Raw genomic sequence first — 19,214 nt, 5'->3', positions numbered from 1 at the left:
ATTATGGACAGATTAAGCAAATTAAAAAACCAGAACAATACTCCAGTATCTTCAGACGATAATATTTTAAAAGATTTTATAAATGAAGAAAAATATCCTTTTGTAGTTCAGGCATCGGATTCTAATATTAATTTAAAAGATTGGCTTAAAGAAAACAGCGAATATTTCGATAAACATTTATTAGAGTATGGAGCCATATTATGTAGAGGATTTAATATTGATACTGCAGAAAAATTTCAAGATTTGGTTTCAGTTTTTGAAAAGCCAGCTTTAGAATATAAGTTCCGCTCTTCACCTAGGTATTCAATAATGAATAACGTATATGTTTCAACAACTTATCCTAATAGTTACAGTATCAATATGCATAGCGAGCATTCATATGCACCATCACCGCCAGATAAGATTATATTTTGCTGTATTCAGCCTGCATCATTAAAAGGGGAAACACCTATAGCAGATAACAGAAGAGTACTGGGGAATATAAGTGAAGAAATTAAAAATAAGTTTATGGAAAAAGGAATTCTTTATAAAAGAAGAATGAATGGCTTGTTAGGTTTGCCATGGCAAGAAGTTTTTCAAACAACAGATAAAAATGAAGTAGAAAGAGAGTGTGAAAAGAATGGTATTTCTTATAATTGGCTGGATGAAGATGATTTGGTGGTTACTTGGAAAAAGAAAGCTATTATTGAGCATCCTGTCAGTAAAGAATTAATATGGTTTAATCACGGAATGTTTTTCAACAGATACAGTTACGACGAAATATTATTGTCAGCTATAGATTCTGATGATGAACTCCCCAATAATACTTATTTTGGAGATGGACAGGAGTTTACAAAAGAAGAATATACTGAGCTGTATGAAGCTTATAAGAAAGGAACAGTATATTTCCCGTGGGAAAAAGGAGATGTACTGTTTCTGGATAATTATCTATCTTCTCACGGAAGAAATTCATACGAAGGAGAAAGAAAAATCATTGTTTCTATGTGCTAATTTCATATGAAAATATATTAAATAAATGGAGAAAGTTAAAGGATATAAATTGTCCGAAAATCAGATCAATTTGCTGTCAGTAGGATCAAATAATTTAGACCAGTTCTATAATCAGGTTATTATAAAGATAGAAGATAAATATTCCAGGGAAGACATTATTACCCAAATTTATCAATCCATAAAAGAGCACGAAGTATTATCATATAAAATATTTTCAAGAAATGATCTAACAAGCACTATTCAGTTTGAAGAGGATGGAGAAATTGAAATAAAAGACTGGCACTACGATTATGATGTTGATTACGAGAGCTTTATGCGGGATGTTCAGACGGGTTTCGGACATCGTTATAAATATTCGGAGGATAAAGCGCTTAGAGTGGGGCTGGGATTAGTTTCAGGATATGTTAAATATATCGTTATTCGTCTATATTCATTGTTTGGTGATTTATATAGTGGCTTATATTTGTTGAAAGAAATTAGGGAAAGGATGACGGACCAATATCAACACCAGAATAAAATAGAATTTTATAATTTTTCTTCCTGGCAAAATGAACTTTTGGAGGAGCCTGAAGAGGATGCTAAGTTGTTTTGGGAAATTTATAACGCAACGCCGGAAAATAAGGTTATCCCATTTGGAGGGAAAGCTGAAGTTTTTACTCCGGAAAGAAAAAATATAATTTCTGTCAATAAAGAAAACTACTCTGATCTAATAAAAAGACTGGATAACTTTAACTTACGCGTAGAGACTTATTTAGTATTATGTTTAAATAATTATCTTTCTGTTTATAAAACTGATGATAAAGAAATTACTATCGGCTATGTAAATCAAAACCGGCAATATGATGAGCTTATTCATACCATAGGATACGTGAATTCTATGTCAGCATTAAATCTTAAAGCCCATTCCTCTGGTTTTACTGTATCGGAAAATGCGGTAAGAATTGAAAAAGATATTGAAAATGTAAAAAGTTGGGCAGATTATTTTACTTTAAACAGGAAAAAACAAAACAAAGTATATTTTAAATACGGTTTTGAATATATCGACACCAGAAAAGTTTTGAATCATACGAATATTGACATCGTTAATATATACTCTGTACAGGATATTTTTGACTGTAAGTTTACTGTTATCGATTCAGGTGAAGATTTAACGGTAGATCTGTATTATAATAGTGCTGTTTTTTCACCACTGGAAAAAGAACTTATTGAGGAGCAATTCAAAAAGATTTACCATCAATTACTACACGAACAAAAAGCAGTTGTAACTCAGGTCGATGAAAAAATCACTGCCTTGGCTAACAATACTTCTGTAGCGTTTCCTTCTGGAGATACCGTTGTAAGTTTATTTGAATCACAGGTTTTGAAAACTCCTTCAGCGGTTGCTTTAGAATTTGAAGGGCTTGAGCTTAGTTATGAGGTGTTGAATGAGCGATCCAATCAGTTGGCTCACTACCTTAGGGCTCATTATCATATCGTGTCTGAGGATTTCATCTGTCTGCATCTTTCCCGTAGTGAGAATATGATTATTTCGATTCTGGGGATATTAAAATCAGGAGCAGCTTATGTTCCTGTCGATGTAGATTATCCTGCAGAAAGAATAGAATATATCATCAGTGACAGCAATGCAAAAGTCGTAATAGATGAAAAATTTTTATTGGAATTCAATCATTGCAGAGAAGATTATTCCAAAGAAAATCCATCTGAAGTAAATACAGGTGATAATTCGGCTTATGTAATTTACACTTCCGGAACCACAGGTCATCCTAAAGGAGTTTGTGTAAGCCATATCAATCTTCTCAATTATGTTTTATGGAGTAACAATTTTTATTTCAATGCTGATGAACGGGGAAATTGGGGTATGTTTACCTCTGTTTCGTTTGATTTGTCTGGAACTGCAATTTTCTGCTCTTTAACAAGAGGGAGCAAGCTTTTCCTTGGAAGCCCTGATGATGACAGTTTACAGTGTCTTCTTACCATGCTTGAGCATAAAGAAGTAGATATTCTTAAACTTACTCCATCTCATATTTCCTTATTGAAGACTGCGGAAATTAAATCATCTCAAATCCGAAAAGTCATTTTAGGAGGAGAGAAGCTTCATAATGATCATATCCGTACTCTGTATTCCCTCCGTGAAGACATTGAAATATACGACGAATATGGACCTACAGAAACCACCATAGGATGTATTGCCTCTCGGATCGTAGATTCAGCCGTAAGCATAGGTAAACCCATATCCAATACTCAGGTTCATATCCTTGATGCTGACGGGCATTTAGTTCCGGTTGGAGTTCCCGGAGAACTTTATATATCAGGATTAGGAGTTTCTAAAGGGTATTTAAATCTTCCAGAGCTAACATTAGAGAAGTTTGTTGCTGATCCATATGGATCAGGGGGTAATATGTATCGTACGGGAGATCTTGGCCGGTGGCTTTCAGACGGTAGTATAGAATATCTGGGCAGAGCGGACGAGCAGGTTAAGATAAGGGGTTACCGTATAGAGCTTGGGGAGATTGATAGCCATGTTCTTTCTTACAGCCATGCTATAAAAGCAGCGGTAACAGCAGTTAAGGATCATGAAGGAGATCAGAGCCTTGTGGTGTATTATGTTGTGGATGGCGATATGGATAAGAAAGCGCTGTCTGCTTATCTGGAAAATAAACTTCCTTCCTATATGCTTCCCAACTTTTATGTTGAGCTTGAAAGTATTCCTTTAACGGGTAATGGAAAGACAGACCGTGATAAGCTTCGTGATGTTACATCATCAGATTTGATTAAGCATGAATATGTAGCTCCTAGTAATGATGTTGAGAGACAGCTGAAAGAAATATGGGAAGAGATGCTGGGACTTGATAAAATTAGTGTTACAGATAATTTCTTTGAACTGGGTGGGCATAGTTTGGTTTTGATAAGAATTATCAATAAAATTAAAACCACCTTCAATAAGACCATTTCCATAAAAGACTTTATGGAAAATCCTGTAATTCAGCTGCTGTCGAAATATTTATCAAGACAGAAAAATTCTGAGGGTTTTATATCAATTCCTAAAGTTGAAGAATCACAATATTATCCTGTAAGTCCTACCCAATACAGACTTTGGGTGATACAGCAAAATGAAGAATCTTCAAAAGCATATAACATAAGCCAGGCATATAAATTAAAAGGTGATCTGGAAGCATCAAAACTTGAAGAGTCATTTAAATATTTAATTAACAGATACGAGATCTTAAGGACAGTTTTTGTTAATATAGATGATACCGTCTATCAGCAGATTTTACCTTTTGAAACCGTTAATTTTACCATAGATACTGTTGATTTGTCATCTTCTCAGGATAAAAAGATGGAGCTTACTGCATTTTTAAATGCAAAAGAAATTGAATTTAAATTAAATGAGTTTCCCCTGTTTAAAATTCATCTGATTAAGATGAATAGTAATGAACATATTTTATGGTTTAATATTCATCATATTATTTGTGACGGCTGGTCAAATAACTTATTTGCATCAGAAATCATAAAAGTATACAATTCTTTATTTAAAAATGAAGAAATCAATATGACAGCCCTGAATATTCAATATAAAGACTATGCTGACTGGATAAATAAAAAGAATATTGAGGGATTCAAAGAATATTGGCAAAAATCCCTTTCCGGAAATATTCAAAAAATTGAAATGCCATTTTCAAAAAAAAGAAATAAACAGCAGACGTATAATGGAGATACAGCTCAATTCCTTATTGGGGGTGATGATATGGCAGATATCAGAGAGCTGTTGAACAAAAACAATATTTCACTGTTTACTTATCTTGTGGCTTGCGTCAAAGCATTACTATATAAATACACGAAACAGAGTGATATTATTGTTGGAACCAGCTTTTCAGGAAGAAACCATCCGGATCTTGAAAACCAATTAGGTCTATTTTTAAATACCCTTCCTCTGAGGTCAGTAATTTCCAAAGAAGATACTTTTGATTCTTTTATAAAAAAAGAAAAAAAGATAATTACTGAAGCATTTGATAATGGGGATTATCCATTTGAACAGATGTTGTCAGATATAAATTATCAGAGAGATATAAGCAGATCTGCACTGTTTGATGTTGCGGTTGTTCTTAATAATTACAATAGCATTTTCCTCTCTGAAAAGTCAGATACAATTGATGGATTAATGATTGAAAGTTATCAGATTGAGTATGGAATTGCCAAAACAGATATTGAATTTAGTTTTTCAGAGTCTGATAGCGGACTGTCAGCTGTAATATTATACAATGTTGATTTATACGATAAGGAAGCTATTGGAAAAACGATGAACCATCTTAAGAATATCATACAGAATAGTATTAAATATCCCGATCTTCCTCTTCAGGAGTTAGAATATTTAAGTCCTGAAGAAAAGAAACAGCTGATAACAGATTTTAACAATACTTCTGTAGCGTTTCCTTCTGGAGATACCGTTGTAAGTTTATTTGAATCACAGGTTTTAAAAACTCCTTCAGCGGTTGCTTTAGAATTTGAAGGGCTTGAGCTTAGTTATGAGGTGTTGAATGAGCGATCCAATCAGTTGGCTCACTACCTTAGGGCTCATTATCATATCGTGTCTGAGGATTTCATCTGTCTGCATCTTTCCCGTAGTGAGAATATGATTATTTCGATTCTGGGGATATTAAAATCAGGAGCAGCTTATGTTCCTGTCGATGTAGATTATCCTGCAGAAAGAATAGAATATATCATCAGTGACAGCAATGCAAAAGTCGTAATAGATGAAAAATTTTTATTGGAATTCAATCATTGCAGAGAAGATTATTCCAAAGAAAATCCATCTGAAGTAAATACAGGTGATAATTCGGCTTATGTAATTTACACTTCCGGAACCACAGGTCATCCTAAAGGAGTTTGTGTAAGCCATATCAATCTTCTCAATTATGTTTTATGGAGTAACAATTTTTATTTCAATGCTGATGAACGGGGAAATTGGGGTATGTTTACCTCTGTTTCGTTTGATTTGTCTGGAACTGCAATTTTCTGCTCTTTAACAAGAGGGAGCAAGCTTTTCCTTGGAAGCCCTGATGATGACAGTTTACAGTGTCTTCTTACCATGCTTGAGCATAAAGAAGTAGATATTCTTAAACTTACTCCATCTCATATTTCCTTATTGAAGACTGCGGAAATTAAATCATCTCAAATCCGAAAAGTCATTTTAGGAGGAGAGAAGCTTCATAATGATCATATCCGTACTCTGTATTCCCTCCGTGAAGACATTGAAATATACGACGAATATGGACCTACAGAAACCACCATAGGATGTATTGCCTCTCGGATCGTAGATTCAGCCGTAAGCATAGGTAAACCCATATCCAATACTCAGGTTCATATCCTTGATGCTGACGGGCATTTAGTTCCGGTTGGAGTTCCCGGAGAACTTTATATATCAGGATTAGGAGTTTCTAAAGGGTATTTAAATCTTCCAGAGCTAACATTAGAGAAGTTTGTTGCTGATCCATATGGATCAGGGGGTAATATGTATCGTACGGGAGATCTTGGCCGGTGGCTTTCAGACGGTAGTATAGAATATCTGGGCAGAGCGGACGAGCAGGTTAAGATAAGGGGTTACCGTATAGAGCTTGGGGAGATTGATAGCCATGTTCTTTCTTACAGCCATGCTATAAAAGCAGCGGTAACAGCAGTTAAGGATCATGAAGGAGATCAGAGCCTTGTGGTGTATTATGTTGTGGATGGCGATATGGATAAGAAAGCGCTGTCTGCTTATCTGGAAAATAAACTTCCTTCCTATATGCTTCCCAACTTTTATGTTGAGCTTGAAAGTATTCCTTTAACGGGTAATGGAAAGACAGACCGTGATAAGCTTCGTGATGTTACATCATCAGATTTGATTAAGCATGAATATGTAGCTCCTAGTAATGATGTTGAGAGACAGCTGAAAGAAATATGGGAAGAGATGTTGGGACTTGATAACATTAGTGTTACAGATAATTTCTTTGAACTGGGTGGGAACAGCATGAATGCCATAAGAATTATCGGAGAAATACAGAAAAGATTAAACAAACTACTGAAAATAAATGTCTTTCTTGAGAAACCAACTATAAGTGAGCTGGCTTTAATAATCAGCGAGATGGAAGATAAAGAAGAGGATGTTTTCAGAACCATTATTTAAAGTAAAAATACAACAGAATATATAGTATATGGAAGAATTGGATAATAAGTATTATTTGAAACTTAATGTGATCATTGAGCCTCTGATCGATTTTTGGTACGCCTGGTCACACCTTATATCTCCGGCTACTGCAGCAATGAATATTAAAAAGCGCCATCTCAGAATTATGGACTCTTATATTAAAAATTCTAAAACCCACAGTATAGCTGTTAAAAATCCTAAAATGCTAGGAGGTCCGTTTATGGATTATCAGGATGAAAGAGTAGAGGAAATCACAAAATTATATGATGACACCATTCAAAAAAGAAAGCATTTATTAGAACTGGATGAGGCATTAAGAGAGCTAAACCAGATTTTACAGGTAGAAATGAAAGGATTTTCTCTGAACAAGATGTATGATAAAGTCCCTGAAATTCTGAAAGGGTATGTAGAACTTTATTATGACCTGAATAATAATGTTAATTACAGACTCATCGAGCCGTTATTATACCAGAGTAAATATTATGATGAATCTTGTCAGTCTATTGCATTACAGCTTATTGATGCAGATGATTCAAGATCATTTGTATTAAGTACACCCAGATTACCTGAAGATCATGTTATTCAATTGGAAATTCCTTTCAAATCAGAAGTGATTGACGAATTGTTCAGAATGAAAAAAATTCCAGGAAGCTATGAAAGCATTAAGAATCTTTTAAATATCCCTGCTGAAAAAGAAGAGCATTTCAAACAGTTTTTTACAACAGAAAAACCATCTGAATTCAAGGCATACGACGGACCTGGCGTCAGAACCAGATATTTTGGTCATGCCTGCGTTTTGGTAGAAACAAAAAAGATATCAATACTGGTAGATCCGGTAATAAGCTACGATGGCTATGAAACCGATGTAAACAGATATACCATTAATGATCTTCCTGAGGAGATTGATTACGTTTTGATTACACATAACCATCAGGATCATATTCTTTTGGAAACCCTATTGCAGCTTCGCCACCGGATAAAAACAATTATTGTTCCAAGCAGCAGCAAAGGAAATTTACAGGATCCGGACCTTAAACTAATGTTTAAAAAAATCGGATTCAATCAGGTTATTGAGCTTCACGAGCTTGAAAGTATTGAAATGGAAAACTGTACGATCACAGGGCTTCCTTTCTTAGGAGAGCATGCTGATCTAGATGTGAGAAGTAAACTGTGTTATCATTTCTCTTTGCATAATGGAATCAGGCTTTTATTTGCAGCAGATTCATGTAATATAGAACCGAGAATTTATGAAAAGGTAAAAGAAGTTGTAGGCGAAGTGGATGTATTGTTTTTAGGAATGGAATGCGAAGGAGCTCCTTTATCTTGGTTGTATGGACCGTTGATGTATGAAAAGCTGGATCGGGATAAAGACCTTTCCCGACGCCTGGCGGGCTCAGATTATAATCAGGGTATGGCTTTTATCGATATTTTTAATCCTAAAGATGTGTTTGTATATGCTATGGGAATGGAACCTTGGCTGGTTTTCATAAGTTCTATAAAATATACTGATGAATCCAAAGCAATTGTAGAGTCTAATAAGCTTTTGGAAGAATGTATAGCGAGAGGAATTGGTGCCGAAAGACTTTTTGGAGAAAAAACGATAGAATATCTGTAAGGATACATATGGTAATAATTATTACTGTTTTATACTTATCATCTTTTACACTAATGTAATTATCCGTCCGTACTGCTGAAGTATAATGTCTGATGATTATTAACATAACAAAAAATTATATGAAGAGTTTCATTGAAAAATTAAAAGAAAATAATATTGAAGTTTTATTAAGAAGTGATAGCCTTGAAATAGTTTCTTATAAAGAAAGTATTTCAGAAGAACTGTTGGAAGAAATAAGAACCCATAAAGATTCTATCGTTCAGTTTTTAAAAAGTAATTCTTCTGACCATATTTTCAAAGATATTAATGGTAATATTCATTATAAGGCATCTTATCCACAAATAGAAATATGGGCTGCGTGCCAAGATTCAAAGTCTTCTGCAGCGTATCACCTGCCTTCATTTATTCAGGTTGAACATACTTTGGATATTGAAACTCTAAGAAAAGCTCTGCAATTTGTTGTTAATAAATATGAGATATTGAGAACGAATTTTACTTTGAGTATCTCCGGTGATTTGCTTCAGGTCATTCATCCTGAAAGCAGTATCAATGTGGATGTAATAGATTACAGACATGCAAACTATGAAAAAGGCATAGCATTTATCAATCAGGATAATCTTATCCGGTTTGATCTGGAAAAAGATCCGCTATTAAGATGTTTTTTAATTAAGCTGCCGGGTAATCAAAGTTTATTTTACTATAATATACATCACATTATATCAGACGAATGGTCCGGTAAAATATTTGAAAATGAAGTGTTTATTGCTTATGATGCTTTCTTAAATGAGAGCGAGAGCAAACTGGAAAATACACCCTACAGATACAGAGACTATATAGACTGGTATCAGACACAGTTGAATAAAACGGATCATCATAAACAGTATTGGAAAGATATCTTATCACCGTTACCTGATGTTCTTCAGCTTCCTACGAGCAAGCCATATCCTTCATTCAGGACTTATGACAGTATTTCTGCACGGATGTTCTTATCAGAATATGAAACCAACCTGCTCCAAAAACTTTCACAAAAGCTTCAGGGAAGTTTATTTACAGGGGTACTTACAATTTTAAAAGTACTTATTTATAAGTATACCAATAATGATGACCTCATCATTGGATCTCATATGGCCACCAGAGAAAGAGCCGAATTTGATAAACAGATAGGTTATTTTCTTAAAACTCTGATTCTGAGAAATACAGTTTCCGAAACAGATAGTTTTAACAGTCTGTTTAACAGGATTAAGAAAAATCTGATACCGGCATATGAACATTCTATATATCCGCTAAGTGAGATCTTAAAAGATATTAATTTCAAAAGAGATCAAAGCAGAAGCTCCGTTTTTAATATTTCAATAACTTTTCATGACGAAAGAAAAGATCCACATCTTACACAGGAAATTTATACCAACATCATTGAGGAAGCGGAAAGCACCTGTAAATATGATATAGAATTCCATTTTGGAGTAGTTAATAGTCAGTTATACATACGGGCAAACTATAATACAGAAATATATGAACCTCATATCATTCATAGCTTTATCAGGCATTACAGAGAACTCATATTAAAATTCAGCCAGGCTCCGGATATTTCTATCAGCGAGATAGATTATCTGGTTGACGGAGAGAGGAAAAAAATTCTGAAATTGTTCAATAGAACAAGTGCCTCTTATCCTGAAGAAAAAACACTGGTAAATCTGTTTGAAGAACAAGTAGAAAAAACTCCGGATAATGTCGCTGTTTTTTATGAGGGTAGAGAGCTGAACTATTCAGAGCTGAACTCCGTATCCAATCAGCTGGGGCACTACCTTCGGGATCAGTATGCGATTCAGGCAGATGATCTGATCTGTATCAAGCTTCCCCGAAGTGAAAGAATGATCATCTCAATTCTGGGAATCTTGAAATCCGGAGGAGCCTATGTTCCTATTGATATTGATTATCCGCAGGAACGTATTGATTATATTCTGAAGGATACGGGAGCAAAAGTCGTTATAGACGAATCGTTTTTATCAGATTTTGAAAAGGTAAAAGATGATTATTCAGCCATCAATCCTGACTGTGCTGCAAAACCCGATAATTTGGCTTATATCATCTACACTTCAGGAACTACAGGAAATCCTAAAGGCGTAATGATCACGCATTCCAATCTGATGAATTATGTTTGCTGGAGCAATGGTTTTTATTTTAAAGAAAATGACCGGGGTAACTGGGGATTATTTACCTCTATATCTTTTGACCTTTCCGGGACTGCTGTTTTTTGTTCTCTTTCAAGAGGAAGCAAATTATGGCTGGGAAGTTCACAGGACAATAGTCTGCAGTCCCTTTTAAATGCATTGGGGAATGAGGAAATAGATATTCTTAAGCTGACCCCGTCCCATATTTCTTTACTTAGACATGCTGCAATCAGTAGCACAGGGATCCGTAAAATTATTTTAGGAGGTGAAAAGCTTTATAAAGAACATATCAACATCATTCAGTCAATCAGTGATAATATAGAAATCTATGACGAATACGGACCTACAGAAGCAACTATCGGATGTATAGCCCATAAAACAGATGGGTCAGCAGCCTCCATAGGTAAACCCATTTCCAATACTCAGGTTTATATTTTAGATGACCATCATCAGTTGGTACCTGAAGCAGTAATTGGTGAATTATATATTGCGGGAGCAGGTTTGGCCCGTGGATATTTGAACCGTTCTGATCTTACTGAGGAAAAATTTATACCGAATCCATTTGTTGCCGGAACTAAGATGTATCGTACAGGAGACCTTGGACGATGGCTTCCTGATGGAAGAATAGAATACATGGGAAGAATTGACCACCAGGTAAAAATAAGGGGGCATAGAGTTGAGCTGGGCGAAATTGAGAGTCATGCACTGTCTTACAGTAACTCGATCCGGAGTGTCGTGGCGGAAGTAAAAGAGCATCAGGGAGACAAAAGCCTTGTGGTCTATTATGTAAGCGATTCGTTGATAGATAAACAGAAATTATCTCAATATTTAGAAACCAAGCTGCCCCAGTACATGCTTCCCGGTTTTTACGTTGAACTGGAAAGTATCCCATTAACAGGTAACGGAAAAGTTGACCGTAAGAACTTACCTGAAGTATCGTTAGCAGACTTGATAAAGAATGAATATGTAGCTCCGGTTACAGAAGAACAGCGTATTTTGGTGGAAGTCTGTGAGCAGGTACTTAAGCATAGCCCTATAAGCATTCGTGACAACTATTATAACTTGGGTGGAGATTCAATTAAGTCAATTCAAATCGTATCCAGATTACGCTTATATGGATATTCTTTAAAGGTAGAATATATATTACAGTATCCTTTATTGGAGGAATTAGCCCGGCATATGACTACTGATGTTGTAGAAATCGACCAGTCGGTAGTCACAGGGGATTCTATTCTTACTCCGATTCAAAAGTCATTTTTTGAAAACGAGGATATTCATAACAAGAATTATTATAATCAGTCTGTTATTCTCAAAAGTCAGGAAAGGCTTTCAGGAGCAGCATTAGAATTATCCCTGCAAAAGCTTGTCGATCATCATGATGCATTGAGAATGGTATACACAAATAAAGAAGGAATGTGGAGACAGTTTAATTCTGATACTTCACGAAAACATTATCGTCTTGAGTATTTCGACCTGAGAACAAGCACATCTGAATCCGAAGAACTTGAAAGTTTACAGAAGATAGGAGATGCACTGCAGAGCAGTATTGATATCACTTCAGGAATTATATTCCATGTTGGTCATGTTTCCTTGAGAGATGGTGACAGACTGATTCTGATTCTTCATCATTTGGTAGTAGACGGAGTTTCATGGCGTATATTACTGGAGGACCTGGGAAATCTGTATGGATCAGAAATCAAAGGAGAACCATATTCTCTGCCAGCGAAAACGGATTCATTTCAGACGTGGGGCAGAACATTGGAAGAATATAGTAAAAGTCAGGCTCTTTTGAAGGAACGCAGATATTGGGAGAGCATAGAATCGGGGGACTACTCTGTGCCGGAACCAGATTACTTAGTAAATGGTAAACAAATACCGGATAAAAACATAAGGTTTACTCTTACAGCAGAAGAGACCCGGTTATTAAAAACACGTGCAGGCAGAAAATATGGAGCAGAAATTAATGATCTGCTGCTTACAGGTCTGGCGCTGTCATTACGGGAACAGTTTGGAATCAGTAAGACCAGGGTGATGATGGAAGGGCACGGAAGAGAGGCTGTCTCCCCCAATATAAATATCAGCCGTACCGTAGGCTGGTTTACCTCTGTTTTTCCATTCTCACTGGATATCAGTAATGCAGAACAGCCGGAATTAGTGAGTATTAAAGAAGGACTTCGCCGTATTCCGGACAAAGGAATAGGCTATGGGGTATTACATTATTTGGATAAAAGAATCTCCTCCGCAGAGATCCCTCCTATACAGTTTAATTATCTGGGAGATTTTGATGATATTGGTAATGGTACGATAGAGAATAATGCTTCAGCGTTTCAATATTCTTCTGAAAATATAGGAGCAGCCGTACCCGCTGAAAATATGTCATCAAACATTTTGCTAGATGTATCCGGGATGACCGTACATGGAACAATGAATATAGATATCCGTTACTCAGATAAAATATTTACAGAATCTACTCTTAAAAAATTAACAGAGTCTTATCAGCGTCATCTTCGTATCCTGATCATGGAACATGGAGAAGAAAGAATACTAACTCCTTCTGATCTTACCTATAAAGGACTGTCTTTTAAAACCATCAGTGATCTTAACAGGGGAAATACAGTAGAAGATATCTATGAGCTTTCACCAATGCAGCAGGGATTGTATTACCACTGGTTTGTTGATCCGAAAGGGTCTGCCTATTTTATGCAGGCTTCCTACAGGATCAAGTCTCCTAATCTGGATCTATCATTGGTAGAAAAAGCTTTCGGTATTTTGGTCAATCGCTATACAATTCTTCGTACATCGTTTGACAATCGGTATGGTAATGTTCCGCTTCAGATAGTTCATAAAAAAGCCCGGGTAGACTTTAAGCATTTTATTTTGGAATCAGCAGCGGATTTAGATGATATTAGACAGGGTGATATTATGCGCGGCTTTAATCTTAATGAGCCTACCCAGATGCGTCTTATGGTCGTTGAGCTGCCTGATGGGGCATTTGAGTTTATCTGGAGTCATCACCATATTATTATGGACGGATGGTGTTTGGCAATTCTGATTAATGATTTTTCTATAATTTTAAGTTCACTGCAGCAGAGAATAGAAATTAATTTGCCGGAACCGCATAGATACTCATCCTATATAAAATGGTTAGCAAGAATTGATAAAGAAGAAGCAATGGCTTATTGGGAGAATTATCTTAAAGGAATCAATGCTCCAAGTCCGTTACCTTTCGAAAAACAGGTAAAAGAGGAAACGCCCCGTTTCATTGCAGAAAAATTCATTATAGGAAAAGAAGAATTCCTTTCTGTTAATCAGTTTTGCAAGCATTTAGGAATTACACTGAACACTTATGCTCAAGCCATATGGTCATACCTGTTAAGCTCTTATAACGGAACGGAAGATGTTGTATTTGGAGCAGTAGTATCTGGAAGACCGCCAGAGATAGAAGGTATTGAGAATATGGTAGGATTGTTTATCAATACAATTCCGGTGCATATTAAAGTGAGTAAAGAAGATACCCCTCGCAGTCTTTTGGAAAAAGTTCACCAAGACTCTATTCAGAGTACAGGTTATCATTTTAACAGTTTGGCACAGATTCAGTTATTATCGCCTTTGGGCAAAGATCTCATTAAAAATATTATTGTTTTTGAGAATTATTTAAAGAATGAAGAAGCAAATGCTGAATCTTCATCCACTGCAGGGCTTGCTTCAGAAAATGTAGAATCATTTGACCATTCCAATTATGATTTCAATTTTGTTGTTACTCCGGATAAAGACTGTCTACATATAGAGTTCAGATACAATTCATCGGTATTTTATTCTGAAGGGGTTACCAATCTGGTTTCCCATTTTAAGAAGGTGCTGAGCCATTTTATAACCTCAGCAGATATATCATTGTCAGAAATAAATTATCTAGTTGACGGAGAAAGAGAAAAAATTCTGAAATCGTTCAATAATACAAGTACCTCTTATCCTGAAGAAAAAACACTGGTGAATCTGTTTGAAGAACAGGTAGAAAAGACTCCGGACAATGCCGCTGTTTTTTATGAGGGTACAGAGCTTAACTATGCTGAGCTGAACGCCTTATCCAATCAGCTGGGGCATTACCTTCGGGATCAGTATGCCATTCAGTCAGATGATCTGATTTGTATCAAGCTTCCTCGAAGTGAAAGAATGATCATCTCAATTCTGGGGATCTTAAAATCCGGAGGAGCGTATGTTCCTATTGATATTGATTATCCGCAGGAACGTATTGATTATATTCTTAAGGATACGGGCGCAAAAGTCGTTATAGACGAATCGTTGTTCTCAGATTTTGAAAAGGTAAAAGATAATTATTCAGCCATCAATCTTGACTGTGTTACAAAACCTGATAATTTGGCTTATATTATCTATACTTCAGGAACTACAGGAAATCCTAAAGGAGTCATGATTGAAAACAGAAGCGTAATCAATCTTATAAGCGCTCAGTCTCATCAGTTTCAAATTGATGACAAAGAAAGAATTCTTCAGTTTTCCAATTATGCCTTTGATGCATCTGTGGAACAGATATTCCTTGCTCTTCTAAACGGAGCAGCGCTTTATCTTATTTCAAAAGTACAGCTTATTGATTATCATTCTTTAACCGTATTTTTAAAAGAAAATAAGATTACCCATTTTCATGCGGTTCCTGCTGTAATAAGAGAGGTAAAGCCTGATGAAGGATTTTCTTTAAAAAGAGTAATTGCAGGAGGAGACGTCTGTAGCAGGGAGTTAGCGGAATCCTGGAGTTCCATATGCCGTTTCTATAATGAATACGGCCCTACTGAAACAACGGTGACTTCGGTTGAGCTAAGGTTTGATAAAGAATGCCATTTTTCTATTGGTAGGCCTATTTCCAATACTCAGGTTTATATTTTAGATGATCATCATCAGCCGATACCTGAAGGAGTAATTGGTGAGTTATATATTGCGGGAGCAGGTTTGGCTCGCGGATATTTGAATCTTTCTGATCTTACTGAGGAAAAATTTATATCGAATCCATTTGTTGCCGGAACTAAGATGTATCGTACAGGAGACCTTGGACGATGGCTTCCTGATGGAAGTATAGAATACCTGGGAAGAATTGACCATCAGGTAAAAATAAGGGGATATAGAATTGAGCTGGGTGAGATTGAGAGTCATATACTGTCTTACAGTAACTCGATCCGAAGTGTCGTGGTGGAAGTAAAAGAATATGAGGGTGAGAAGAACCTTGTAGCTTATTATGTAAGTGATTCGATGATAGATAAGCAGAAATTATCTCAATATTTAGAAACCAAGCTGCCCCAGTATATGCTTCCCGGTTTTTACGTTGAATTGGAAAGTATTCCTTTAACACATAACGGAAAAGTTGACCGCAAGAATCTTCCTGATGTACTGTCAAAAGATCTGATAAAGAACGAATATGTAGCTCCGGTTACAGAAGAACAGCGTATTTTGGTAGAGGTATGTGAACAGGTGCTGAATCAAAAATCGATAAGTATCAAGGATAATTTTTATAATCTGGGTGGAGACTCTATCAAATCGATTCAGATCGTATCAAAGTTACGTAAGTACGGATACACCCTTAAGGTAATGCATATACTGCAACATCCGGTTTTAGAGGAATTATCCGATTTTATAACAGCTCATGTTATCCCTGTTGATCAGTCTGCTGTAGCAGGAAACGTTGTTCTGACCCCTATTCAGAAGCATTTTTTTGAAAATAATGAAATTGTCAATAAGAACTATTACAATCAGTCCATACTGTTAAAAAGCGATGACAGACTTTCCGGGTCTGTTATCAATAGTTCTGTAGAACGTTTGGTAAATCATCATGATGCACTGAGAATGGTATACACTAATGAAGAAGGAAAATGGAGCCAGTTCAATGCTGATACCTCAGCTAAACATTATCGATATGAATATTTTGATTTAAGAACAGGCATGTCCGAATCTGAAGAACTTGAAGGTTTGCAGAAGATAGGAGAAGAGCTACAGAGCAGCATTGATATCACTTCAGGAATTTTGTTCCATGTTGGGCATGTTTCCATGAGAGATGGTGACAGACTGATTTTGATTCTTCATCATTTGGTAGTTGACGGAGTTTCATGGCGTATCTTGCTGGAAGATCTTAATAATCTGTATCATTCAGGTATTTCCGGGACTCATTATAACTTTCCCGCTAAAACACATTCTTTCCAGAAATGGGGTCATGTTTTGCAAGAATATTCAACGAGTAAATCTCTTTCGGAAGAAAATGAGTATTGGAACAGTATAGAATCGGAAATGTATCCAGCTATTTCTACAGATTATAATTATAGTGGAGAAGGAAAGTATACACTGAACAGGAATGCAGGTTTTAGCTTAAATGAAGAGTCAACAAAGCTTTTGTATACAAAAGCAGGTAAAAAATACGGAGCAGAAATCAATGATCTTCTGCTTGCCGGGCTGGCTTTATCATTAAAGGTACAGTTTGGAATTACTAAAACCAAGATTCTGATGGAAGGGCACGGAAGAGAAGAGATTTCTTCAGGCACAGATATCAGCCGTACAATAGGATGGTTTACCAGTATGTACCCTTTTTCACTGGATATTAGCAATGAAAGCCGCCCTGTGATAGAAAGCGTAAAAGAAAGTTTACGCCGTATTCCTAAAAAAGGGATTGGTTATGGAGTTCTTTATTATCTTACAAAAAGTATTATTTCTGGTTCAAAAGCCTTGATACAGTTTAATTATCTTGGAGATTTTAATGATATCAAAGCAAATGATGCCGAAAAAAATATTTCTCATTTTCAGCTTTCGTCAGAAAATATTGGTCAGGCTGTCCCTTCGGAAAATTTATCTACAGATATTTTGATAGATATTTCCGGGATGACTGTGAATGGAGTTATGAATATAAATTTTCGTTATTCTGATGAGGTATTTACACCGGAATCAATTGAAAAATTATGTGCTCTATTTGAAAGAAATATTAAAAATATAGTGAATGAAAGTGAAAATAAAGACTGGGCATATGGGGATGCTATACCTGTATCGCCTAATCAGTATTATTTGTTTAGAAACCCATATTCATCAGTTAGTTTTAATATAAAAATAGATCAATTTAATGATAAGCATTTTGAAAATAAGCTTAGAAAATCAATTTCCAGTTTTCCTTTTTTAATGACAAAATATGAAAAAGAAGGAGATTTTTATATTCAGCGCTATTTATCTGAAAAAGAAATTGTAATAAAAATTCGAACGGAAAATATACAGAAGAAATCTGAAAAAGAAATTGAGAGAATTGGTAAGGAAATGATGCTCAGTCCATACAACGTACTGGACGGAGAACTTATCAGGGTGTTTATTATTAAAACTGAGGATAAAGACCCATGCATAGCTTCAGTATTTTTTGGTTTACATCATTCATTATCAGATGATTACACGGCGAAATATCTTAAAAAAGCATTAGAGAATTATTTCAATACCGGAAATGATATTGCGGTACATCCTCATCATTTTAATTTTATTGATTCTCAGGAAAGCTTTCTGAAATCACACGAAGGATTAACATTAAAAGATAAACAGATTCAAGAAATATTAAAAACACCATTATATCATCATAGTACGAAAGAGGGGTCGGATATTGTTTATTATCAGAATTTCACGATTAAGGAGTTTTTTATTACGGGCGAAGATTTTGCAATTTTTCAAAAAATATCTCAAAAAACATTACTGCCGTTCAATGCATTTTGCTTATCCATCTTTTTGAAACTCATTAACAGCTATAATGATCAAAGCAGAAGATTTTATGGGGTTACAAGCAATAACAGAGAAAATTCAGAATATGAAAAAATACTGGGGGTTTTAACTAATTTAATCATTTTATCATATCCTGATTTTAATACTTATTCAATTCCGGAAATACTGAAAAATTATGGAGGAATGATAGAGGCTAGAACAACACAAAAAATTCCTTACGAAGTAATCAGGAAAGAGATACAAGTAATGAAAAATAAAGAACTCGAAAGCAATATTTTAGCAATATATAATTATTTTAATCAAAGCGGCGAAGCAAAGGAGCATAAAGGCTTTATTGAATATGAAATGCCAATAACCGATTTTGATGGGCTTAACTTCAAAGTCTTTGAATATTCTAATGGAGTTCTGCTTCACCTATCATATCCTATATCTGGGAAAGCAATCAATTTCTCAAAATATATTCAGGAATTCTTAAATTTTATAAAAACACAATAGTCACTTACACTATGTATAT

General features: G+C 35.4%; 4 protein-coding genes. All 4 read left to right on the top strand.

The window, feature by feature from the left end:
• Nucleotides 1-3: 3 nt before the first annotated feature.
• The 4 genes from KKI44_RS11265 to KKI44_RS11250 all read left to right on the top strand — a co-directional run bounded on the left by KKI44_RS11265 (nt 4) and on the right by KKI44_RS11250 (nt 19,195).
• On the top strand, nt 4-990 hold the full coding sequence (locus KKI44_RS11265; protein WP_214587372.1) for a TauD/TfdA family dioxygenase: 987 nt from the start codon (nt 4-6) through the stop codon (nt 988-990).
• 25 nt (nt 991-1,015) lie between these two features.
• Complete coding sequence (locus tag KKI44_RS11260; protein WP_214587371.1) at nt 1,016-7,153, top strand: non-ribosomal peptide synthetase; 6,138 nt, start codon at nt 1,016-1,018, stop codon at nt 7,151-7,153.
• A 28-nt stretch (nt 7,154-7,181) separates the two neighbouring features.
• Entirely contained in the window at nt 7,182-8,789 is a 1,608-nt protein-coding gene (locus KKI44_RS11255; protein WP_214587370.1) for an MBL fold metallo-hydrolase, read from the top strand.
• A gap of 119 nt (nt 8,790-8,908) precedes the next feature.
• Complete coding sequence (locus tag KKI44_RS11250) at nt 8,909-19,195, top strand: non-ribosomal peptide synthetase (protein WP_214587369.1); 10,287 nt, start codon at nt 8,909-8,911, stop codon at nt 19,193-19,195.
• Nucleotides 19,196-19,214: the final 19 nt, after the last annotated feature.

The organism is Chryseobacterium sp. ZHDP1, from assembly GCF_018603435.1.
GTDB lineage: Bacteria > Bacteroidota > Bacteroidia > Flavobacteriales > Weeksellaceae > Chryseobacterium > Chryseobacterium indicum.
The sequence above is the reverse complement of the archived record's forward strand: the minus strand, read 5'-3'. Positions and strand labels throughout refer to the sequence as shown.

Excerpts from the sequence above, each read along its gene's own strand:
- KKI44_RS11250 (WP_214587369.1), top strand. The coding sequence starts at position 8,909 with ATGAAGAGTTTCATTGAAAAATTAAAAGAAAATAATATTGAAGTTTTA.
- KKI44_RS11255 (WP_214587370.1), top strand. The coding sequence starts at position 7,182 with ATGGAAGAATTGGATAATAAGTATTATTTGAAACTTAATGTGATCATT.
- KKI44_RS11265 (WP_214587372.1), top strand. The coding sequence starts at position 4 with ATGGACAGATTAAGCAAATTAAAAAACCAGAACAATACTCCAGTATCT.
- KKI44_RS11260 (WP_214587371.1), top strand. The coding sequence starts at position 1,016 with ATGGAGAAAGTTAAAGGATATAAATTGTCCGAAAATCAGATCAATTTG.